Source organism: Lentzea sp. NBRC 105346 (assembly GCF_030269605.1).
In the GTDB taxonomy this organism is placed as follows: Bacteria; Actinomycetota; Actinomycetes; order Mycobacteriales; family Pseudonocardiaceae; genus Lentzea.
The window spans coordinates 334,094-354,570 of record NZ_BSTQ01000002.1; the positions used below are offsets into that span (position 1 = coordinate 334,094).

A 20,477-nucleotide genomic window follows, 5' to 3' on the forward strand; every position below is an offset into this window, starting at 1 on the left:
CTGACTGCGCTAGTTGCCGCTCGCAATCAGGCCCCGTGCCCGGCTCGCGAGCCCTGTCGCACCGTGCGCGGCGGCGACCCGCTCGGCTTCGACGAGGAGCGTCCGGGCGTCGCCCGCCGCGCCGGTGTGCAGGCGGGCCTCGCCGAGTTCGACCAACGCCGTCGCGTACCGCAAACGCGCCGGCGCGTTCCGCAGGATCTCCACGGCCTGTTCCATGTGTGCCAACGATTCCTGGCCCTGCAATGCCACGGCCGCGCCCAGGTGCGCCGAGCCGATGCTGCTCGCGTCCCCCCATCTTCGCGACAGCCGCAGCTCGTCGGCGCACATCCGGGCGGCCTCCTCGTGCCGCCCGCAGCCCCGGTAGGCGATGGCGCACAACGACCGCCAAGGCAGCAGCGCCGGGTTGGTCCAGCGCCGGGCGAGCATCCGCCGCCCGGTCTCCTCGAAGATCGTCGCGGCGTGCGCCGCGTCGCCCTCGGAGAGGTACACGAGACCGCGGCCGAACTCGAAGCACACCCAGGAGAACCCGGCCTTGGCGGTGGGCGGGAACTCCGTGGCCGCGATGCGTTCGGCCTGCCCCAACCGGCCGGTCTCGACGACCATCGCCAGCTCGACACCGACGAACGCGGGCCGCACGGCGGGGTGCCAGCACTCCAGCGGCAGTCCCGTGACCGCCCGCTCGATGTCGATCGCCGCGTCGCCCAGCACGCCCTGGCGCAGGAACGCCTTGGCGCGGTGCAGCAGTGCCCACCCGGCCGTCGCCGGCACCTGCCTGCGGCTGGCCTCCAGCACGACGTCGTCGAACGCGGCGATCGACTCGCCGTAGTCGTCGGTGTGGAAGAGCACCCTGGCGGCGACGATCCTGGGGTACAGCAAGGATTCCCGCACGGGCGCCGCGAGCGCGGTGCGGGCGAGCCTGCGGGCGCGTTCGATGTCGCGGCCCTCGGTGACGGTCTCCCACGCGGCGACGGCGGCCTGCGCCGGTTCGGTGGGTTCGTCCGGCAGCGGGGGCAGCGCGGCGGGACTGAACTCGCGCTGGTCGTGCGGCGCCTCGTCGGCCATCCAGTAGAGCGCGCACATGGTGTCGCGTTCGCCGGGGTCCAGGTCCTGTCGCGTGTGGACGGACACGATCGCCTGCTTGACCAGATCGCAGTTTCCCCTGGCGAGCAACAGATCCACGGCCGCCAACCGGCTGCGGGCGATCTCCTGACCGCCGGTCGTGGCGAGCGCCGCGGTGAGCCTGCGGTCACCCGCGTCGGGCGACAGCGTTGTCTCCACAGCGCCGCACTCGACGAGCAGGTGCGCCCGCTCGGCCATCGTCACGGGTTCGGCGAGCGCGCGGTCCAGCAGCCGCACGGCCTCGCGGTGCGCGCCGCGTTGCAGGTGGTACTTCGCCGTGCCGCGCAACACGGTCAGCGCCCACGGCGCGCCGATCGGCCCGGTGCCGAGCAGCAGCCTCGCGACGACCTCGTCGTCCAGTGCCGCGCGGTGCGCCAGCTCGGCCGCCTTCGCGTGCAGCTCCTCCCGTTCGGCGCGGGTGGCGAGCGCGAGCACGCGGTCCACGACGAGCGCATGCGACGGTTTCGGGTCCCAGCGCTGGACGAGCAGCCCGGACGCGCCGAGCACGTCGACCTCGCGCGCGAACTCCCGGGAGAGGCCGGCCATCGCGGCGGCCTCCTGCGCGGAGAACACGCCGTCGCACACGGCGATCACGTGCAGCAGCCTGCGGCTGGCCGGTGACAGCGCCCGGATGCGCAGGTCGAGCCGGTCGCGGATGACCGACGTGGCGAGGTCGGCCACGCGCGGGACGGCCGCGGTGTCCGGCACGACCCCGTTGCGCACCAACCAGGTCACCACGCGGTGCAGCACGGCGGGCAGGCCCTTGGTGTGCGTGACGAGCGCGTCGAGGAAGGCGTCGTCGGCCGGTTCCGGGAAGGCGGCCGCGGCGATCTCGCCGACCCCGGTCCGGGTCAGCCGGGACAGCCGCACGTCGTGGGTGACCGCGCTGCAGGACTCCAGTTCGGCGGTGATCGTCATGCTGGGGCACAGCACGCTGGCCCCGACGGCGAGCACGATCGGCGCGTGGTCCATCCGCCGCACCAGCGCCCGCAGCAGCTCGAACGACGCCCGGTCGATCCACTGCGCGTCGTCCACGACGATCACCACGGGCCGCTGCTGCGCCTGCTCGAGCACCGCGTGGCACAACGGCATCACGACGTCGGCGACCGCCTCCGGCGCACCGGTCGGCTCGTCGATCTCCAGCGCGCCGAGGAACTGCCAGGCCGCGCGGAACTGCACGGACGCCTCGTCCGGTGAGCAACGGCAGCGGGTGACGCGCGCGCCGCGTTCCCGTGCCCGCCCGGCGACCTCGCCGAGCACGGCGGTGAGCCCGCCACCCGGCGGCGCCTTGACGTGCACCAGCGACGAACGGCCACGGGCCAGGTCGTCAGCGACCCGGTCGGCGAGGGCGAGCGCGTCCCGCCGCTCGACGAGCAGATCCGACCAGCGGTCGTCCGGCGTGGTGAGGACCGTCATGGCCGGGTACCCGCCGGACTGCGCCGCAGCGCGATCGCCTCCGAGAGGTCGGCGCGGCGGGCCACACCGAGTTTGCGGTAGACCCTCGTCAGGTGTACCTCGACGGTGCGGAGCGCGACGAACAGGCGTTCCGCGATCTGCCGGTTGCTCGCGCCCGCGGCGGCCAGCTCGGCGACCCGGCGTTCGCTGGGCGTGAGGCCGACCAGGTCCACGCGCTCGGCCTGCTCGGGGATGCGCATCCGGCCGCCTGCACCGAGCAGCAGCTCGCGGGCCTCGTCGGCCAGCGGCCGGTGCCCGCACCGCAACGCGAGCCCGACGGCGGTGCGCAGGTGGGCCCGCGCGGTCTTCTCGTCGCCCATGCCCAGCCACAGCCGGCCGAGCAGCACCTCGGCGCGGGTCTGCTGGATGAGCGCGGGCACGCTGCCGAAGTTGCGCGACGCGGCCGCCGCCAGGTCGGCGGCGTTCGGCCCGGTCGTGACGTAGCCGCGGGCCAGCTGCGAGAACGCGAGGGTCTCCGCGCTGTTCCACGACTGTGCGAGGTCCTCCGCCGCGCGGGCCGCGTCCAGTGCTTCGCGCTCCCGGCCGCACAGCGTCGCCATGAACGCGAGGTCGACCCACAGCGGGACGGCCGACGGGTCGTTGAGACCGGTCTCGCGCATCACCCGTCCACATCGGACCAGGTAGTCCAGCGCCGAGTCCAGGTCGTCGCGCAGGAACGCGATCCAGCCGCTGACCCGCAGATACTCGCGGTGCTCGCTGACCCGGTGCCCGACGTCGGTCACGTCCAGCGGCCCGATCAGCTTCTCGGCGCGTTCGACCTGGCCGAGCTGGCACGCGATCCACGCCAGCGCGACCGACGGACGCGGCACCTCGTGCTGCCACGAACCGTCCTGCACGACGAGCACGGCGTCGTGCGCGTCCTGCTCGGCCCGGAAGAGGTCCCCCATGGACATCAACACGGTCGCGCGCTGCGTGAGGGTTCGGCAGCGGGCCAGTTCGTCGCCGTTGAGCGTGAACGCCTCGACCGCGCGGTCGAGTACGGCCAGCGCCTCGGCCGGTTCGCCGGAGCAGCGCAGCACGGTCGCGGCCGACAGCATCGACCAGTCGGTGAGCGTGAGGTCGTCCGACACCGCCCGGCGCGCCTGGTCCAGGGCCCTTCCCAGCGATCCGCCGCCGCGCATGGTCGCCTCGGACAGCACACCGAGCAGGCAGCGTTCGGCGGTGGTGTCGCCGCGCGGCGGTTCGAGGGCCCTGGCCCTGGCGACGGCCTCCGCGGCCGTGGCGCTGTGCCCGAGGTCCAGCGCGAGCCCCGAGGCGTCCAGGAGCGCGCGCAGGTCCGCGGGCCGGTCGAGGCCCGCGGTGTCGAGGTCGCGGCGCGCGGCGTCGAGCAGGTCGCGGGCGTCGCGCGCCATGGTCCAGTCGCGGGCGGTGAGCGCGAACTTCACCGCCAGCCCGGCCCGCAGCGCCGGGTCCTTGGTGTGGTGGAACGCGGCGGCGAGGTGTTCCGACGCGCTCACCGGGTCCTTGCGGGACAGCTGGGTCGCGAGGCCGATGCGGACCTCGACGTTGTCCGGGTCGCGTTCCACCAGCCGTTCGAGATAGCGGGCCGCGGCCTCGGGGGCACCGCGCGCGGAGACGGTCGCCGCGGCCTCGATGAGGACGTGCGACATCCACGTCTCGTCGATGCGTTCGAGCTGGACGAGCTGGCGCGCGACGTCCTCCACCGACCGGCCGCCCTCGTCCAGCAGCAGTGCCGCGCGCATCCGCAGTGCGGCGAGGTGCGCGGGGTCGAACACGTCCTCCAGACAGTCGCGGAACCAGTCGCGCAGCGGGTGCGGCAGCCCGTGACCGAGCAGGTGTTCGCGCTGCAACGTGTCGACGGACTCCAGCGCCACCCTGGACGCGACGCCCGCGAGCGGTCCGACGAACTCCGGGTTCATCCGGCCGAGCACGACGACCGCGGCCGCCACCGCCCGGACCTGGTCGGGCTGTTCGAGCATGCGGGCACGCACGACCGCGGCGACGGCGTCACGCGGGAACGCGGAGATCCGCAGCAGGCCGGTGTCGTCCGGCTCGATGCCGCTCAGGTTCTCGAGCAGGTTGGTGAGGTGGCCGGGGTTGCCGCCGGAGAGCCGGTGGCATGTGTCGACGAACACCGGGTCCGGTGACGCGCCGAGCGTCGCGGTGACCATCTCGACGACCTCGTCGCGGTTGAGCGGTTCGAGGTCGATCACGTCGGTGCACCACATGGCGAGCAGGTTCGCGATCACCCGGTCCATCGGCCGGCTCGCCGGTTCGGTGCCGCGGGTCAGCACGACCGAGATGGGCCGGTCGGGCATCCGGCGCATCAGGAAGTCGATCCACCGCACGGTCGCGAGGTCGCACGCGTCCAGGTCGTCGAGCAGCAGGCACAGCGGCGCCTCTTCGGTGAGGTCGGCGACGCGCTGCCACAGTGAGCGGAACACGGAGAACAGCTCCGCGGGCGCTTCCGGTGCCTCCGGCACGGTGATCCCCGCGGGCGCGAGGAGCCGGCGGGCCACGGTCAGGTCCGTGTTCTCACCCCGCCCCTCGGCGGTGAGCACGGTGGTGCCGTGCTCGATCTCGATCATCGCGACGCGGTTGAGCAGTGCCGATTTCCCGGTTCCCCTGGGCCCGCGCAGCAGCACGGCCCTGGCGCTGCCGGTACGCGCGGTGGCCCCGTGACGCCGGAGCACGGTGAGAGCGCTCTCCCGACCAATCAGGCCGGTGCCGGAGCGCCCTTCGAAGTTCACCGCGACGACCCCCTTGGACAGGACCGGACACGACACCCGCTCACGTAGTAACCGCTTCACTGCCAAGAGTGACCGGTTTCAGCCGATCATAATCACATCGAGTGAAGATGTACCAAGTGAGTGAGACGCGTACCAGGTTCTGACCAGCCGTTTCCGTGATTCGCGGAATCAAGAGGGTAGAAATCCTCCTAGAACGGCCCAGGTCACGCCCTAGCGACGGGCCAAATGAGACGCTGAGGGCTCCCGCAACTGCTCCGGAACAACGACGAAACCCGACCGCGAGACGAACTGATCGAATTCATCGTCGAAGAGTCTTCCGTCTCGATTCGTGTCCGCGAACAACCCCCATCCGCGGGCACAGGTGCGGGCGACGGCGCCGGCGCTGGCGTCGTGCACCACGAGGTCCGGGACGTCGTCCTCGAAGTAGCCGAGCACGACCGCGACCGGCTCATCGGTGTCGTCGAGGCAGCCCACGACATCCCAGCGACCGTCCGTGGCACCCGAGAGCGCGAACCGCGAGGCGACTTCCGAACTGGTGACGTAGGTGACCCGGTAATCACGTTCCACCAATTCCTCGACCACCGCGAGCACAGGAAGTGCCCGCGCGTGCTCCGGATTGGCGAAGATCGCGACATGACGTCTCATTGTCGACGCCTCGCTCATCTGCGACGACCACCTCTCTGCGGACCTCGGCTCGATTGTCGTTATAGCGCTCACGAACGCCCGAACCGCTGCATCAACACCATAGCGAGGAACCGGCAAGGTAATCCACAGGTGCGCCGGTATCCTTCGGTACCCCAAACATGAAGAAGTAGTTCGACATTCCGTCCCATAGCAGGGCGATGTTGGGGAAACCCCTAAAGGTCCGGCACGTCGCGGGGGCCTCTTCGAAGGCGCAGGTCAGCGCCGAGTAGTCGGTTCGCTTCGTCGCGTAGTTCCCCGCCATCGCGACCACGCCCTTCGGCTTGGAAATCCACTCCAAATGTTCTCGTTCCGCGCACTAGTGAACTCACCGAAGATGCAACGCCATCATCGAGGAACACCACCGGCGATTGGGGATGGCAGTGACCGCGATCATCAACTCGAAACCGCCCGCACCGCTTTGGCTGCGCGAACTCGCTTCCGCGCGCACCAGCTACGAGGAAGAACTCGGCTGGCCCGCGCACATGGAGGTGACGCACCGGCGGCTGACGGTCGAGGTCGGCGGGGTTCTCGCCGCGGTTTCCATGCCCGTGCCGCTTGGTTCCGACGTGCTGGCCGAGTTGCGGTTGATGATGCTGACCGGTCCCGTGCTGGTGTCGCCGGGTGACCGCTGGACTTTCCTGACGGCCGCGCCCGCGCACTCGTCGCCCGTGCTGTGTCCCTCGCTGGGGGCGGCCGGGGTGCGCAACGTGCCGCACGGCACCACCATCGTGCTGCCGTGCGATCTCGGGTCCGTGGAGTGGATCGTGGAGCCTTCGCGGTCGCTGCCGCCTTGGTACACGGTCGTCGGGGCGGCGCGCCGAGTCTTGGGCTGACGCTTGGGTGGCCCTCAGGCCGCCCGCGGCGCCCCACGCTCACGCGTGCGTCCCCGCCGCAAGGGGGACCCCCGGTTTTGATTGTTCCAGCGGGGACCGACAGTTCCGGCCCCGCAGCCGAGTCTGACTGCAGATTCGCCGTTCACCCAGAGCGAATCCACGACGCGGCCGCTCAGACCTACCGCGGCGCAGCCGATCCGGCCGCCCGCGGCGCCAGGCTCACGCGGACGTCCCCGCCCGCAAGGGGGACCCCCGGTTTTGATTCTTCCAGCCGGCACCGACAGTTCCGGTCCCACAGCCGCGCCGAGCCCCGGATCCGCCGTTCACCCGTGGCGAATCCGAGACGGCGGACCTTCGACGCGTGGCGAATCCCCAAGCAGCTCACGCCGCCCGCGGCGCCGCCACCCCGGCCAGCCCGGCCAGATCCGACAGCGTGTCCAGCGGCTGCGGCTCAACGACCCACCGCAACCCGGTAGCCAGCGGATGCCCCGGCAAAGCGGGCAGCGCCACGTAAGCCCCCCGAGCGAGCACCGGAAACCCACCGGACCCGAACAGCGGCGCGAGCGAAGGCCGCACCAGGAACGTCCACCGGGTGCCCAGCGCGTCGCTGAACACGGCACATCTGACATCGGCCTCGAGCGCACGGCTCAGCAGGGCCTTGGCCTCGGCCACGGGGACCACGACGGCACTGATCAGGTCGCCGACGAAGATCCGCGGGCTGTTGTTGGCCGGGTCGGCGACGACCGGCCAGCCGAGACGCTCGCGGTAACGGGTGCACACCATCTGCAGCACTGGATCAATCCGCACACTGTCAGACTGCCGAAAGCGTTACCAGGCATTTCCCCAGAAAATGAAGAGGGTGGTGACCGCACGACCGGAGTTCGAGAGACGGTCGTGCCGCCACCACCCAGTGCGTCCTGCACCGCACTGAGAACAGTTTCCCACCTGGTCCACTATGGATTCCCTAGGGCGTGATCACGCGCCGCCCGCGCGGTTTCACGTGCACGCGCTCGCCCTGCGGCCCGAACAGGTTGAGGATCTCCGCCGAACCCGAGGAGGCGTTGCCCACCCAGTGCGGCACTCGCGTGTCGAACTCGACGGCCTCGCCGCGGCGCAGCACCAGGTCCTGGTCGCCCAGCACCAGCCGCACGCGTCCACTGAGGACATACAGCCACTCGTAGCCCTCGTGCGTGCGCGGGTCCGGCGCCCGCTGGTCGTGGAAGATCGTCTTGAACGCCTGCAGCCCGCCCGGTTGCCGCGTCAGCGGGATGTAGGTGCGGCCCTCGCGCACGATGGGTTGCTGGTGCACGCGCGGGTCGCCCGTCTGCGGCGCGCCGACCAGTTCGTCCAGCGCTACTCGGTGGGCCCTGGCCAGTGGCAGTAGCAGTTCGAGTGACGGTTTGCGCGCGCCCGATTCCAGGCGGGAGAGCGTGCTGATGGAGATACCCGTCGCCCGCGACAGCGTCGCCAAGGTGGCGCCGTTCCGCTGACGCAACGCCTTCAGGCGCGGCCCCACACCGCTGAGCACCTGCTCGTCGTCCATCCCGTTATTGCAGGATCGGCAAACACGTTTGTCAAACCCAGGAGACAACGTCAAGGGTGAAACACATGGACGTTGTGGTGATCGGCGGCGGGGCCGCGGGACTGAACGGGGCGCTCATGCTCGGGCGCGTTCGACGGAATGTGCTGGTGATCGACGCGGGCGAACCGCGCAACGCACCGGCCGCGCACATGCACGGGTTCCTCACCAGAGACGGCATGCCGCCGGGGGAACTGCTGGAGATCGGGCGGAAGGAAGTGCGGCAATACGGTGTACGAATAGCTGATGCCAGGGTCACCGAAATAGTCAGGGACGACGACGGGTTCATCGTCTCCTATGACGGCACCGAAGTGCGGACAAAGCGAGTACTCGTCGCAACCGGGCTGGTCGACGAACTGCCGGACATCCCCGGCCTGCGCGAACGCTGGGGCCGGTCGGTGATCCACTGCCCGTACTGCCACGGGTGGGAGGTGCGCGACCAGGCCATCGGCGTCATCGGCGACGAGCACCTGGAGCTGATGTTCCGGCAGCTGAGTGACGACGTCATCCGGTTCGAACAAGACCAGGTCACCGCGATCACCGGCACCGCCGACGTGCACCTCGACACCGGCGAAACAATTCCAAGGCAGGCGGTCGCCATCCGCGGCCGGCACGTCGCGCGATCGGAGATCCTCACGCAGCTCGGCCTCACGCCGACCCCGCACCCGCTGGGCGAGTTCATCGAGGCCGACCCGATGGGCCGGACGGCCGTCCCCGGCGTGTACGTCGCCGGGAACGTGACCGACCTGTCCGCGACCGTGCTCATGGCGGCCGCCTCGGGTGCCAAGGCGGGCGCGGCGATCAACTTCGACCTGCTTCAGTCCGACCAGCGCTGAACCTCGGCCACACTGAAAGCGTTGCCCGCGTCGAGCCGCAACGCGGTGTCGATGGCGGTCTTCACGGCCGTGCGGAACAGCAGTGAACCGGTGCTCACCCGGCGGACACCCAGGTCGCGCAGCTGCGGCAGGGTGTGTTCGCCGGTGTAGAGCACGTTCACCGGCGCGTCGACCCGCTCCGTGAACGACCCGATGTCGCGCAACCCCGGCACGAAGATCCCGTCGGCACCGGCGTCGAGGTAACGCAACGCGCGGTCGAGCGTCGACGAAGTGTCCTTGTGCAGCCAGTAGGTGTCGATGCGGGCGTTGAGGAACACGTCCGGCGCGCGTTCCTTGACCGCCCGCACGAACTCCGCCCGCTCGCGCGGGTCCTCGACCCCGTCCTCCAGGTTCACCCCGGCCACCCCGAGTCCGGCCACCAGGTCACCGACGGCGGCCGGCGAGTCGCTGAACCCCATCTCGATGTCCACCGACACGTGACACGGCAGGTGCCGCAGCCGCCGGGCGAGCTCCACGGTCTCCGGCCGCGTCAGGCCCGCGCCGTCCGGGATTCCGAACGATGCGGCCACCCCGAGGCTGGTCGTCCCGATCGCCGGGAACCCCGCGTCCACCAGCGCGGCCGCGGACGCGTGGTCCCAGGCGTTGGGCAGCAACAGGAATCCCCGGTGCAGATCATGGAACGACACGGCCCCGGCGGCGAGCGCCAGTGCCGTCGAACGGCCGGGACACGCGTGCCGTCCACTGCCGAACGGCGTGCCGGACAGGTCCACCTCGACGACCGAGCCGTCCGGGGCGACCCGCCGCGTCACCGGCACGGGCGCCTTAACCGAACCACTGAGGTACTTGTCCACCAAGGCATCCGTAGCATCACACGCCTGCACGAGCAGCCCGATCCGGGCCGCGGCACGTTCGTCGCGCGCCCCACACAAGGCAACGAGCCGTTCCACCGCCGCGTCCGCCTCGGGCGTGATCGGCAGGTGCGGCTGGTAGGACCGCGCGATCGCGTCGATCCCGTCAAAAGGCAACCCCATCGCCGCAGCGAGCGCCACCACCGGCCGCCCACCCGGCCGCACATCAAGGGATTCCAGGATCTCCACGGCCAGCGCGCGCCGCCGCACGTGGTCGGCACCCTCGCTGAACCGGGCGACGTTGGCTCGCAGCCACGCCACCCCGGAAGAACCCGCGGGCACCGGCGGCACCACGTAGTCATTCAGGACATCGGTCATAACCCAGAAGCTAGGCACAGAACAGTTCGGCCGCGGCCGAAGTGTCGCGGGCGCAGAATGATCCGCATGACCCAGGCCGAAGACCTCGCCCGGCTGGCCGGACTGCTGGCCGACCGCACCCGCGCGACGTTCTGCGTGGCGTTGCTCGACGGCCGCGCGTGGACGGCCAACGAGCTCGCGGCCGAGGCGGGCGTCGCGGCGTCCACGGCGAGCGAGCACCTGACCAAACTGCTGGCCGGTGGGCTCGTCGTCGAACGACGGCAGGGCAGGCACCGCTACGTCCAGCTCGCGGACCCGCGGATCGGGCAGCTGCTGGAGGATCTGACATCCCACGCGGGGCCGCCGAAGGCCATCGGGCTCAAGCAGGTCACCCGCAACAAGGCGCTCGCGCAGGCCCGGACGTGCTACGACCACCTCGCGGGCCGGCTCGGCGTCGCGATCACCGACGGGCTGACCGAACGCGGGTTCCTCAGCCAGGACTTCGCGTTCACGCCGAACGGCCTGCACTGGCTCGAAACCCTGGGCGCCGACCCCGACCGGCTGCGCGGCACCCGCCGCCCGCTGGCGAAGGCGTGTCTGGACTGGACCGAACGCCGTTCCCATCTCGGCGGCGCGGCCGGTGCCTTCCTCTGCACGCACTTCCAGGACCAGGGCTGGATCAAGCGCGTCGGCACCAGCCGCGCGGTCCGCGTCACCGAACCGGGCCACCGAGCACTCAACGACCTGCTGGGAATCGCATGAAGAACGAAGTGATGTCCTCGACCAGCCCCTCGGGATCCGACCACGCGACCATGTGACTCGCGGACTCACGACCTGACCACTGCACGATGTCGTTCTTCTGCCGGGCGTTCTCCTCGAACGGCCCGCCGTGCGACACGCCGGTCGGCACGACGTCCTGATCGATCGGCAGCCCCGCCGCGCCCTCGTAGTAGGTCCACGACGATGAACCACCGGTCGCGGTGAACCAGTACAGCGACGCCGTCGTCAGCACCAGGTCGTGGTCGAGCACGTCCCGGCCCTGGTCGAACTCCTGGTACCGCTCGACGAGGTACGCGAGCTGCGCCGCGGGCGAGTCGGTGAAGCCGTAGCTCAACGTCTGCGGCCGCTTCGCCAGGTAGGGCCCGTAGTTGCTGCCCTCGGCCCACCACTCGCCACCACCGCTGAAGTCGATCCCCAGCCCGCCGGTGATGTGCGACCCGACCACGTTGGCCGGGAACAGCGCGGCAAGCTGCGGAGTGACCAACGCGCCCGCGTCGTTGCCGTGCGCGCCGTAACGCTCGTAGCCCAGTTCGGCCATCAGCTCCGCCCACCGCCGCGCCACGCGTTCCACACTCCACGGCTCCTCCCCCAGCGCCGAGAACGCGAAGCCCGGCAGCGACGGCGCCACGACGTGGAAGTTCTCGGTCAGAGCGGGGATGACGTTCAGGAACTCGGCGATCGAGTTCGGCCAGCTGTGCGTGAGGATCAACGGCAACGCGTCCGGGTTGGCCGACCGCGCGTGGATGAAGTGGATCCCGTCGGACGTCATGAACTGCGGGAACGCGTTCAGCTTCGCCTCCCATGACCGCCAGTCGTACGAGGTGCCCCAGTACGACGTGAGCTCGCGCAGGTACGGCACCGGCACACCCCTGGATCCGGGCAGCGGCGCGGGCCAGCGGGTGTGCGCCAGGCGCGCGCGGAGGTCGTCGAGTTCGGACTGCGGGACCGAGATGCTGAAGTTCTCCATGACCAGCACGCTAGAAGCCATGTAGGCCAGTTCGTGTCCTACTTGCGGATCGGGCTGATCGGGTTGAGGGTGATCCAATGGAACTGGACGGGGTGCCGCTGACCAACCTCGACCAACCCCTCTTCGAGGGGGCGACCAAGCGCGACCTCGTCGACTACCTCGACCGGGCGAGCGACGTCTTCCTGCCCGAGCTGCGGGACCGGCCGTTGTCGGTGATGCGCGTGCTGCGCGGGCAGGGACCGTTCATGCAGAAGAACGTCCCCAAGTACACGCCGGACTGGGTGCGGACCACGACCATGTGGGCCGAGTCGTCGCATCGCGAGGTGCGGTACGCGGTGTGCGACGACCGGCGCACGCTGCTGTGGTTCGGCAACCAGCGCGCGGTCGAGTACCACCCGCAGCTGTTCCGGCTGGACCGGCCCGACCACCAGACGCACATGATCCTCGACCTCGACCCGCCCGAGGGCGCGAAGTTCGACGTGGCCGTGCGGGCGGCATTGCTGATCCGGGAGGCCCTGCGGCAGGACGGGCTCGACGGCGCGGTCAAGACCAGCGGGTCCAAGGGCGTGCACGTGTTCGTGCCGCTCACCCCGCACTCGCCCGACGACGTCGCCGCCGCCACCAGGGCGGTCGCCGTGCGCGCCGAGCGACTCGACCCGGCGCTCGCCACCACGGCGTACATCAAGGACGAACGGCAGGGAAAGGTCTTCCTCGACTCGACGCGCGCGTACGGCGCGACCGTCGTGGCCGCCTACAGCCCGCGCCTGCGGCCGGGTGTGCCGGTGTCGTTCCCCGTGCCGTGGGACGACATCCTCGACGTCACGCCGGCCGACTTCACCCTGAAGACCGCGCCGATCGGCGACTCCCCGTCGTGGGCCGACCTGCTGCCCGCGCCCCAGACCCTGCCGGCGGACCTCGTCGCGGAGGGCCACACCATTCCGGTGGCCAGGGTCGTCGCGATGCACGAGGGCAAACGCCGCAAGCGCGCCAAGGAGGCGGGCGATGGGTGAGGCCGTCGAGATCGAGGTCGAAGACCGGACCGTCCGGATCTCCAACCCGGACCGCGTGTACTTCCCCAAACGCGGCGAGACCAAGCTGGACCTCGTCAACTACTACCTGTCGGTGTCGGACGGGATCGTCCGCGCGCTGCGCGACCGGCCGTGCATGCTGCACCGGTTCCCCAAGGGCGTCGAGGGGCAGAAGGTGCACCAGAAGCGCCTGCCCGCCGGGGCACCGCCGTGGGTGCAGACCGTGCGCGTGCACTTCCCGCGGTACGGCAGGCACGCCGACGAGCTGGCCGTGGCACATCCCGCGGACGTGATCTGGGCCGTGCAGATGTCCACTGTGGAGTTCCACCCGTGGAACTCGCGCGCCGCGGACACCGAGAAGCCCGACGAGTGGCGCATCGACCTCGATCCCATGCCCGAATGCCCGTGGGAGACCGTGCAACGGGTCGCGCACGTCGCGCACGAGGTGCTCGACGACCTCGGCGCGGTGGGCTGGCCCAAGACCTCGGGCGGACGTGGAATGCACATCTACGTGCGCATCAAGCCCGAGTGGGGCTTCCAGGACGTGCGACGCGCGGCGCTGGCGTTCGCGCGCGAGGTCGAACGACGGTCGGAGGAAGTCACCACCGAGTGGTGGCGCAAGGACAGGTCGCCGCAGGACCTGTTCGTCGACTACAACCAGAACGCGCGCGACCACACGATCGCGGCCGCGTACTCGGTGCGCGGCAACGCCAACGCCACGGTCTCGACGCCGATCCGGTGGGACGAGATCGACGACGTCGAGCCGGACGACTTCACCATCGCCACCGTGCCCGCGCGGTTCGCCGAGCTCGGTGACCTGCACGCGGGCATCGACGACGCGGTGTTCTCGATCGAGCCGCTGCTGGAGTGGGCGGACCGGGACGAGAAATCGGGCGCGGCGGACCCCGGTGGCCCGGAAGAATGACCACGTGACCACTGAACGCATCGGCCCGCCCCTGACCGCCGGCGAACGCGAGACGCTGCGCGCGTTCCTCGACTTCCACCGCGCCACGCTCGCCATGAAGTGCGAAGGACTGTCCGATGAGGACATGGCGAAGCGGTCGATGCCGCCGTCCACGCTGTCGCTGCTCGGTCTGGTGCGGCACATGGCCGAGGTCGAGCGCACCTGGTTCCGCCGGGTGATCAACAAAGAGGACATCGGGTTCGTCTGGTCCGAGAAGGGCGACTTCCAGGAGGCCTACAACACCGAGGGCGCCACGCAGCAGGAGGCGTTCGCGGCCTGGCACGCCGAGGTCGAACACTCGCGGCGGATCGAGCGGGAGGCCGAGTCACTCGACGTCACCGGCTACTTCCCGCGGTGGGAGGCGGACGTGTCGCTGCGGCTGGTGATGCTGCACCTGATCCACGAGTACGCGCGGCACAACGGCCACGCGGACTTCCTCCGCGAGGGCATCGACGGCACCGTGGGTGCCTGAGCGTCAACCGAGAATCGCGCGCACCACCTCGACGGTCGTGGCCGCCTTCTCGGTGCCGAGCGCCCGGATCACCGGGCCGGCGATGGCGTCCAGCTCGAGTGGCCGGCCGGCCTCACGGTCGCGCAGCATCGAGGACTTCATCTGTTCGGGTGCCGCCCGCAGCCGCGCCTCGATGACGTCGGCGTCCACCTCGACGCCCCGCGTCGCGGCGGCCGCGGCGGTCTCGTCGATCAGCGGCCGCAGCCACGGCGACGTGCGGGCCTCGCCGAGCGGGGCGTTGACACCGGTGGTGACCAGCGCGAACGGCGCCAGGAACGACAGCTTGCCCCACAGCACGGTGTCGTCGTCCGGAGCGACCGACACGCGGAACCCGGCGTCCCGCAGCAGGACCGCGACGTCCTCGTCGGCGACCACGACGTCGCACATCACCGACAGCTGCTCGATCACGCCCGGCCGGTGCCGCGCGGCCTCCACGGCGATACTCGCGGCCACCACCTTCGGGTGGGTCGCGCGCAGCAACGGCATGTGGTCGACGCCGTTGAGCAGCGGCACGACGGTGCCGGCGAATCCGGCGGCCACCCGTTGCAACGCCGGCAGCAGGTCGGTCGCCTTCACCGCGATGAACAGCACGTCCACCGGCTTCGTGAGCCAGGGCCGCGCTTCCGGGAACGTCAGATGCTCGCCGTCCGGCGCGGTGAACGACAGCCCACGGGCGGTGATCTCCGCGGCGGTGCGATCGGTGGCGATCACGGTCACGTCGTGCCCCGCGATTCCGAGCCGGGCCGCGAGCACGCCGCCGACACCACCCGGTCCGAGCACAGCTACTTCCGTCATGGAAGCGACCGTACTAGAGTGACTTCCACAACGGAAGGGACTGGACGCGGATGCGGCACAAGCGGTTCGACGGCATGGACTGCCCGACGGCACGGACGCTGGACCAGGTCGGCGAGTGGTGGAGCCTGCTGATCGTCCGGGACGCGCTGCACGGGCTGACGCGGTTCGACGAGTTCCAGCAGAGCCTCGGCATCTCGCCGAACTCGCTCACCCGCCGGCTGACCGAGCTGTGCGACGCGGGCCTGCTCGAACGGCGCCGCTACTCGGAGCGCCCGCCGCGCGACTCCTACCACCTGACCGCGCGCGGCCGTGATCTACAGCCGGTCGTCGAGGCGCTCGCCGCGTGGGGCCGCAAGCACGTGACGCGGAAGAAGGGCAACGTCCGGCTACGCGACGCCGAGACGGGCGCCGAGGCGGATCCCGTGCTGACGGACCGCAACTCCGGCAAGCCGATCACGCCGGACACCTTCACCTACGCCGCGACCCGCACCGCCCACCCGGTCAAGCGCGACCGCCTGCCACCGGCCTAACAGACACCCTTCGCGGTCAGCACGTGGTGCAGCGCCTCGTCGACGCGCGCGGCGGGCAACTCACCGGACGCGAGAGCCTGCTCCAGCCGCGTCAGCACCTCGCTCACGTGCCCACCGGACGACCACAGCGCCACATCGGCCCCCGACACCAGTGCGCGCAGCACGGCGTCCGGCAGCGGGAACCGCGCGGACACGGCCTTCATCGCGCCCAGGTCGTCGGTCATGACCTCGCCGCCGAAGCCGAACTCCTTGCGCAGCAACGTGTACGCGTCCGGACTCAACGTCGCGGGCAGATCCCCGGTCAGTCCGGGCACGACTAGGTGCCCGACCATCACCGAGACGGGTCCGTACGTGCCGATGTCGCGGTAGGGCTGCAAATCTCCGGCGCGCAGCTGGTCCAGCGGCGGCGTGGTCACGGCGCCCTGGTGCGAGTCACCGCTCGCGTTGCCGTGCCCGGGGAAGTGCTTGAGCACCGGCCGCACCCCGGACGCGCGCAGCCCGTTGGCGAACGCGGTGGCGAACTGGCGCGTGATCGCGGGATCGGCGCTCCACGAGCGGTCGCCGATCACGGTGTTGTCCGCCTGCGGGCTGGTGTCCACGACCGGCGCGAGGTCCATCGTCACGCCGCGGGCTTTCAACGCGGCGCCGCGCGCGCGGGCCAGTTCCTCCACCGCGGGCGGCGCCATCGTCCTGGCCATCTGCCGGGCGCTGGGGATGTCGCCGACCTGGTCGTCGATGCGCTGCACGCGGCCGCCCTCGTCGTCGACCGCGACGGTCAGCGGGAGCTTCGCGGCGGCGTGCACCGCCTTCAGCGCGTCGTTCGACAACAGGCCGGGGGCGTCGCCGCCGATGAAGATGCCGCCGATCTGCTCGTTGGTGACCAAGCCCAGCGCGTCGGCCGGGCCGGTCGGGTTCACGCCCACCATCACCAGCTGGGCCAGCCGGGCGCGCGGTGTCAGTGCCGCGATCGGGGCGGCGCACTTGTCGACGGGTGGCGCCGAGGTCGTCGTCGGAACCGGAGAACTGCTGGGCAGCGGGCCCGGTGCCGCGGTGCCGGGCACCGGCGCGGGACGGTAGAGGGCCGCCGCCAGCAGTGCGCCGAGCGCCAGCACCACGAGGAGTACCGGTGTGCTCAGGCGTCGCGCGTTCACCCCGACACCGTAAGGCGGTTACGACGCACGCGGGATGTCGGCCCACACGGTGGTGCCGCCGTGTCTGCGATCGACGCCCCAGCGCTCGGCCAGCCGGGCGACCAGCATCAGGCCGCCGCCGTGCGCGGGCCGGGTCTGCTTGCGCGCGATGGTGCGCGGGTCGTGCACGACCTCGATGCGAATGCGATCCCGCTCACACCCCACGCGCACGCTCGAAGGACCTGCCGCATAGCGGTAGGCGTTGCTGACCAGCTCGTTCACCACGAGCAGCACGTCCGCCACGACGTCCGGCGACTCGGCCGCCAGCTGCCCGGACGCCCATTTACGCACTTCCGACAGCGTCGGCCGGTGCCGGCCGAGCGACAGCTCCTGGTCAACGCGGGCTGAGTTGCGGCGCACGAATCACCCTTTCGCCACAGCGTTGCACCGGTCGGCGGAGTGAGTACCCACCGAACAGCGGCCCCAAACTCACGACCTCGTGTACCGATGCTTCACACCGGCGGGGAAGTACTCCGGGTCGCCGTGCGGGCGCAGCTCCACGTACGGGAGTTGCCGTTCCTCCGGGACGTAGTGCGCGAACTCGCTGTTCAACCGGATCAGCTGGGTCTTGATCGACTCGGCTGTGCTTCCTGGGTCACCGGACTTGCCCGGCGCGAGCTCCACCGTGATGTGCAGCCGCGTGTTCCGGTCGGCGTCCTCGACGGTCTCCAGCACGAACTTGCCCGTCACGAAGTCGCTGATGCCGGGCTGCTCCAGGCCGACCGTCACGTTCTCCGGATACACGTTCGCGCCGAAGAACGACACGGTGAACAACGACCGCCCGAACACGTACACGAACGGCAGGTCCGGTCCGGGTTCCGGGGTGAACCCGTGTTTCTCACAGAACTCGTTCATCTGCTCCCGCGTGACGATGCCGCCCTCGTCGGCGATGTCGTAGCGGATCAGCGGAATCCCGTTGTCACCGCTGAACACCAGCCGGCCGTCCACCTCCTCGAAGAACCGGCTCTCCGGGTCGTACTGCACGAGCGTCGGCAACCGTGAGCCACCGAAGAGCTCTTGTGCCGCAACGGGATCGCTCGCCAGGAACCGTCTGATCGACACACTGCGCGGTGTCTCGTTGCCCAGCACGCCCGCGTCCGCGGTGCCGTACAGCGAGGCGGAACCGGTGACCGGGTCCCGCATGCCCGCGCGTTGCCCGACGAGCGTGCGCCACTCCTCGCTGAACACCTCGCCGGCGAGCACGAGCTTGATGTCGTAGGCGTCCCAGCCGCTTCCGCTGTCGATGACGTCCTTCACGAACGGCGGATAGCCCAGCAGCACGACCTGCTCGAAGTGCCGGCCGAGCTCCGGGATGACGCGCAGGATCTCGGCCTTGTTGTTGCCCGGCGCCACGGACGTGATCGGATGCCCCTGGTCGGACAGGTGCCGCAGGCACGCCAGCGTGAACAGGCCGCCGACCCACGTGCCGAGCGGAAAGCACACCACCGCGAGTGTGCTCACCTTGTCCGCGTTGAAGGTGCCGACGAGCACCTGCTCGAACCTGCGCGTGATCGCGAGCTCGTCGCGCTTCGAACGCGGCCAGATCGTCGGCTGCCCGCTCGACCCGGAGGAGACGGCGATCATGTCCCCGATGCGGCCGTCGCGGCACAGGTCCGGCAGCGGGAAGCGGCGGTGGTAGTTGTCCTTCGTCAGCACCGGCAGCTTCCGGAAGTCGGCCTCCGTACGGATTTGCGCCGGATCGATGCCGTGCTCGGCCAGAATCGCCTGGTACGCGGGCACGTTGCGCGCGGTCTCCCGGAAGAGCTCCAGCATGTCACCGACTCTATCGGTACCTTGCAGTCATGGGGCTTCTCGACGGAATCATGGGCAATGCGTCACGGGTCGACCCGGCGGCCGCGGCCAAGGAGTTCGGCCGGCTGCTGACCCAGGGGGAACAGATCCACGCCGCCTACCAGCTGGTGCGCGACTCGTTCCTGTTCACCGACCGGCGGCTGATCCTGGTGGACAAGCAGGGCATGACGGGCCGGAAGGTCGAGTACCACACCATTCCGTACCGCAGCATCACGCACTTCAGCGTGGAGACCGCCGGGACGTTCGATCTGGACGCGGAGCTGAAGATCTGGCTGTCCGGGTCGGCCACGCCGATCCAGAAGCAGTTCGGCAAGGGCGTGGACGTGTACGAGGTACAGGCGCTGCTGACCACGTTCGTGTCGCGCTGAGCAGCACCCCCTCTGGCCTGCACGGATAGGATTCACCGAACCGGGTGCATCACGACGGTCGGGTGAGTTCTCTGGTTGTCATGAGCATTGTTGCGGCAAAATCCGTGGTCGTGTCCGACGACAACGGAGCCCTGCTCGCGGCCGCCGCGCGAGGCCACCAGGCTTCGTGGAACGAGCTGGTCCGCCGGTACAACTCGCTGCTGTGGTCGATCGCGCGCAGTTTCCGGCTGAGCACGCAGGACGCGTCGGACGTCGTGCAGAACACCTGGCTGCGGCTGGTCGAGAACCTCGACCGGATCCGCGATCCCGAGCGGCTCGGCGCGTGGCTCGGGACGGCCGCCAGACGGGAGTGCCTGCAGCACCTCAGACGCAACGCGCGGCATACGAAGGACGTCCCGGCGGAGGGACTGGCGGAGCTCGCCGACGAAGGGCCGGGCGTGGACGCCTCGCTGTTGCTCGAAGAGCGCGACGCGGAACTGTGGCTGGCGGTGTCCAAGCTGTCGGACCGGTGCGCACAACTATTGCGCGTGCTCATGGCGTCGCCGCCGCCGAGCTACGCCGACGTCGCCGAGATTCTCGGCATGCCGGTCGGCAGCATCGGGCCGAACCGGATTCGGTGCCTGGAGCACCTCCGGAAGCTGGTGGGACCGTGAACGACGAAGAACTGCTGGACCGGTTGCGCGCAATCGCGTCCGAAGTGGACGGTGTGCCGGAGCTCGTGCACGAGGAGGCTCTCGCGGCACTGGAGACGCGGCGGATGGGCGAACGGCTCGCCGAGCTCATCGCGGACTCACTGCAGGACCTGAACGAATCGGTGCGCGCGGCGGAACAGATCCGGTCGCTCACGTTCGAGGCCGGTGAGGTGTCGATCGAGGTGCAGCTCGACGACACGCTCCGGGGACTGGTCACCGGCGCGTCCGGCACCATCACCATCGAGACGCCAGGCGGGAGCACGACGGTCCGGCTCGACGAGAGCGGCTGGTTCACGTTCACCGGCGACATCCGGACGGCCCGCCTGAGAGTGCGGACGGACGACGGGACCGAGGTCGTCACCGGCTGGTTCACCAACTGAAACTTTTGGTCCATACC

General features: G+C 70.4%; 22 protein-coding genes. 10 read left to right on the forward strand and 12 right to left on the reverse strand.

All coding sequences use genetic code 11. The features are described 5' to 3' along the window. Positions 1–9: 9 nt before the first annotated feature. The 4 genes from QSK35_RS05835 to QSK35_RS05850 form a co-directional block, all read right to left on the reverse strand. Positions 10–2,535 carry an AAA family ATPase gene (locus tag QSK35_RS05835; RefSeq protein WP_285743002.1) on the reverse strand — a complete coding sequence of 842 codons (2,526 nt, stop codon included), beginning with the start codon at positions 2,533–2,535 and terminating at the stop codon, positions 10–12. Next, a complete protein-coding gene (locus QSK35_RS05840) occupies positions 2,532–5,366 on the reverse strand; it encodes a helix-turn-helix transcriptional regulator (RefSeq protein WP_285743003.1) in 2,835 nt (944 codons plus the stop codon). Before QSK35_RS05840 ends, QSK35_RS05835 begins: the two co-directional genes overlap by 4 nt. 150 nt (positions 5,367–5,516) lie before the next feature. After that, positions 5,517–5,951, reverse strand: coding sequence for a glycosyltransferase (locus tag QSK35_RS05845; protein ID WP_285743004.1), 435 nt, complete (start codon positions 5,949–5,951; stop codon positions 5,517–5,519). Between the two features lie 91 nt (positions 5,952–6,042). Beyond that, positions 6,043–6,288 carry a hypothetical protein gene (locus tag QSK35_RS05850; protein WP_285743005.1) on the reverse strand — a complete coding sequence of 82 codons (246 nt, stop codon included), beginning with the start codon at positions 6,286–6,288 and terminating at the stop codon, positions 6,043–6,045. A gap of 76 nt (positions 6,289–6,364) precedes the next feature. Here QSK35_RS05850 and QSK35_RS05855 point away from each other — a divergent pair, with 76 nt between their 5' ends. Further along, positions 6,365–6,823 carry a hypothetical protein gene (locus QSK35_RS05855; protein ID WP_285743006.1) on the forward strand — a complete coding sequence of 153 codons (459 nt, stop codon included), beginning with the start codon at positions 6,365–6,367 and terminating at the stop codon, positions 6,821–6,823. A gap of 381 nt (positions 6,824–7,204) precedes the next feature. On the opposite strand, the gene QSK35_RS05860 is transcribed toward QSK35_RS05855, so the two are convergent. Next, positions 7,205–7,630: a hypothetical protein gene (locus tag QSK35_RS05860; RefSeq protein WP_285743007.1), complete on the reverse strand. Its 426-nt coding sequence runs from the start codon at positions 7,628–7,630 to the stop codon at positions 7,205–7,207. Positions 7,631–7,787: 157 nt separating this feature from the next. Further along, complete coding sequence (locus QSK35_RS05865) at positions 7,788–8,366, reverse strand: helix-turn-helix domain-containing protein (protein ID WP_285743008.1); 579 nt, start codon at positions 8,364–8,366, stop codon at positions 7,788–7,790. 65 nt (positions 8,367–8,431) lie between these two features. Here QSK35_RS05865 and QSK35_RS05870 point away from each other — a divergent pair, with 65 nt between their 5' ends. Next, complete coding sequence (locus QSK35_RS05870) at positions 8,432–9,238, forward strand: NAD(P)/FAD-dependent oxidoreductase (RefSeq protein ID WP_285743009.1); 807 nt, start codon at positions 8,432–8,434, stop codon at positions 9,236–9,238. Here the strand turns inward: QSK35_RS05870 and QSK35_RS05875 are convergent. Next, a complete protein-coding gene (locus tag QSK35_RS05875; RefSeq protein ID WP_285743010.1) occupies positions 9,220–10,464 on the reverse strand; it encodes an isocitrate lyase/PEP mutase family protein in 1,245 nt (414 codons plus the stop codon). The two genes, QSK35_RS05870 and QSK35_RS05875, sit on opposite strands and share 19 nt — an antisense overlap. A gap of 66 nt (positions 10,465–10,530) precedes the next feature. Between QSK35_RS05875 and QSK35_RS05880 the strand changes: the two genes are divergently transcribed. Further along, a complete protein-coding gene (locus QSK35_RS05880) occupies positions 10,531–11,205 on the forward strand; it encodes an ArsR/SmtB family transcription factor (RefSeq protein ID WP_285743011.1) in 675 nt (224 codons plus the stop codon). On the opposite strand, the gene QSK35_RS05885 is transcribed toward QSK35_RS05880, so the two are convergent. Then, entirely contained in the window at positions 11,180–12,190 is a 1,011-nt protein-coding gene (locus tag QSK35_RS05885) for an epoxide hydrolase family protein (RefSeq protein ID WP_285743013.1), read from the reverse strand. The genes QSK35_RS05880 and QSK35_RS05885 overlap by 26 nt on opposite strands. Positions 12,191–12,267: 77 nt before the next feature. On the opposite strand from QSK35_RS05885, the gene QSK35_RS05890 reads away from it, so the two are divergent. Genes QSK35_RS05890 through QSK35_RS05900 form a run of 3 tightly spaced genes read left to right on the forward strand, consistent with a single transcriptional unit; the run spans position 12,268 to position 14,654 of the window. Continuing rightward, complete coding sequence (locus QSK35_RS05890; protein ID WP_285743015.1) at positions 12,268–13,200, forward strand: DNA polymerase domain-containing protein; 933 nt, start codon at positions 12,268–12,270, stop codon at positions 13,198–13,200. Beyond that, positions 13,193–14,143, forward strand: coding sequence for a non-homologous end-joining DNA ligase (gene ligD, locus QSK35_RS05895; protein ID WP_285743017.1), 951 nt, complete (start codon positions 13,193–13,195; stop codon positions 14,141–14,143). The genes QSK35_RS05890 and ligD overlap by 8 nt, the downstream gene beginning before the upstream one ends. Before the next feature lie 4 nt (positions 14,144–14,147). Beyond that, complete coding sequence (locus QSK35_RS05900; RefSeq protein WP_285743018.1) at positions 14,148–14,654, forward strand: DinB family protein; 507 nt, start codon at positions 14,148–14,150, stop codon at positions 14,652–14,654. Between the two features lie 3 nt (positions 14,655–14,657). On the opposite strand, the gene QSK35_RS05905 is transcribed toward QSK35_RS05900, so the two are convergent. Next, a complete protein-coding gene (locus QSK35_RS05905) occupies positions 14,658–15,488 on the reverse strand; it encodes a ketopantoate reductase family protein (protein WP_285743020.1) in 831 nt (276 codons plus the stop codon). Positions 15,489–15,538: 50 nt separating this feature from the next. On the opposite strand from QSK35_RS05905, the gene QSK35_RS05910 reads away from it, so the two are divergent. Then, positions 15,539–16,018 (forward strand): winged helix-turn-helix transcriptional regulator, encoded by a 480-nt coding sequence (locus tag QSK35_RS05910; RefSeq protein ID WP_285743021.1) that lies wholly within the window; start codon positions 15,539–15,541, stop codon positions 16,016–16,018. Here QSK35_RS05910 and QSK35_RS05915 read toward each other — a convergent pair. The 3 genes from QSK35_RS05915 to QSK35_RS05925 form a co-directional block, all read right to left on the reverse strand. Then, positions 16,015–17,169 carry a glycoside hydrolase family 3 N-terminal domain-containing protein gene (locus QSK35_RS05915; RefSeq protein ID WP_285743022.1) on the reverse strand — a complete coding sequence of 385 codons (1,155 nt, stop codon included), beginning with the start codon at positions 17,167–17,169 and terminating at the stop codon, positions 16,015–16,017. The two genes, QSK35_RS05910 and QSK35_RS05915, sit on opposite strands and share 4 nt — an antisense overlap. Positions 17,170–17,187: 18 nt before the next feature. Continuing rightward, on the reverse strand, positions 17,188–17,568 hold the full coding sequence (locus QSK35_RS05920; RefSeq protein ID WP_285743023.1) for an ATP-binding protein: 381 nt from the start codon (positions 17,566–17,568) through the stop codon (positions 17,188–17,190). A gap of 69 nt (positions 17,569–17,637) precedes the next feature. Continuing rightward, on the reverse strand, positions 17,638–18,981 hold the full coding sequence (locus QSK35_RS05925) for a phenylacetate--CoA ligase family protein (RefSeq protein WP_285743024.1): 1,344 nt from the start codon (positions 18,979–18,981) through the stop codon (positions 17,638–17,640). Between the two features lie 29 nt (positions 18,982–19,010). Here QSK35_RS05925 and QSK35_RS05930 point away from each other — a divergent pair, with 29 nt between their 5' ends. The 3 genes from QSK35_RS05930 to QSK35_RS05940 all read left to right on the forward strand — a co-directional run bounded on the left by QSK35_RS05930 (position 19,011) and on the right by QSK35_RS05940 (position 20,460). Beyond that, positions 19,011–19,388: a PH domain-containing protein gene (locus QSK35_RS05930; protein ID WP_285743026.1), complete on the forward strand. Its 378-nt coding sequence runs from the start codon at positions 19,011–19,013 to the stop codon at positions 19,386–19,388. An 80-nt stretch (positions 19,389–19,468) separates the two neighbouring features. Further along, a complete protein-coding gene (locus QSK35_RS05935) occupies positions 19,469–20,041 on the forward strand; it encodes an RNA polymerase sigma factor (RefSeq protein WP_285743028.1) in 573 nt (190 codons plus the stop codon). Continuing rightward, complete coding sequence (locus QSK35_RS05940; RefSeq protein ID WP_285743030.1) at positions 20,038–20,460, forward strand: hypothetical protein; 423 nt, start codon at positions 20,038–20,040, stop codon at positions 20,458–20,460. Before QSK35_RS05935 ends, QSK35_RS05940 begins: the two co-directional genes overlap by 4 nt. The last annotated feature ends 17 nt before the right edge of the window (positions 20,461–20,477 follow it).

Bases quoted from the DNA above. Each gene is read 5' to 3' on its own strand.
- QSK35_RS05835 (WP_285743002.1), bottom strand. From the start codon at position 2,535: ATGACGGTCCTCACCACGCCGGACGACCGCTGGTCGGATCTGCTCGTC.
- QSK35_RS05845 (WP_285743004.1), bottom strand. From the start codon at position 5,951: ATGAGACGTCATGTCGCGATCTTCGCCAATCCGGAGCACGCGCGGGCA.
- QSK35_RS05855 (WP_285743006.1), top strand. From the start codon at position 6,365: ATGGCAGTGACCGCGATCATCAACTCGAAACCGCCCGCACCGCTTTGG.
- QSK35_RS05865 (WP_285743008.1), bottom strand. From the start codon at position 8,366: ATGGACGACGAGCAGGTGCTCAGCGGTGTGGGGCCGCGCCTGAAGGCG.
- QSK35_RS05870 (WP_285743009.1), top strand. From the start codon at position 8,432: ATGGACGTTGTGGTGATCGGCGGCGGGGCCGCGGGACTGAACGGGGCG.
- QSK35_RS05875 (WP_285743010.1), bottom strand. From the start codon at position 10,464: ATGACCGATGTCCTGAATGACTACGTGGTGCCGCCGGTGCCCGCGGGT.
- QSK35_RS05880 (WP_285743011.1), top strand. From the start codon at position 10,531: ATGACCCAGGCCGAAGACCTCGCCCGGCTGGCCGGACTGCTGGCCGAC.
- QSK35_RS05885 (WP_285743013.1), bottom strand. From the start codon at position 12,190: ATGGAGAACTTCAGCATCTCGGTCCCGCAGTCCGAACTCGACGACCTC.
- QSK35_RS05890 (WP_285743015.1), top strand. From the start codon at position 12,268: ATGGAACTGGACGGGGTGCCGCTGACCAACCTCGACCAACCCCTCTTC.
- ligD (WP_285743017.1), top strand. From the start codon at position 13,193: ATGGGTGAGGCCGTCGAGATCGAGGTCGAAGACCGGACCGTCCGGATC.
- QSK35_RS05905 (WP_285743020.1), bottom strand. From the start codon at position 15,488: ATGACGGAAGTAGCTGTGCTCGGACCGGGTGGTGTCGGCGGCGTGCTC.
- QSK35_RS05910 (WP_285743021.1), top strand. From the start codon at position 15,539: ATGCGGCACAAGCGGTTCGACGGCATGGACTGCCCGACGGCACGGACG.
- QSK35_RS05925 (WP_285743024.1), bottom strand. From the start codon at position 18,981: ATGCTGGAGCTCTTCCGGGAGACCGCGCGCAACGTGCCCGCGTACCAG.
- QSK35_RS05930 (WP_285743026.1), top strand. From the start codon at position 19,011: ATGGGGCTTCTCGACGGAATCATGGGCAATGCGTCACGGGTCGACCCG.
- QSK35_RS05935 (WP_285743028.1), top strand. From the start codon at position 19,469: ATGAGCATTGTTGCGGCAAAATCCGTGGTCGTGTCCGACGACAACGGA.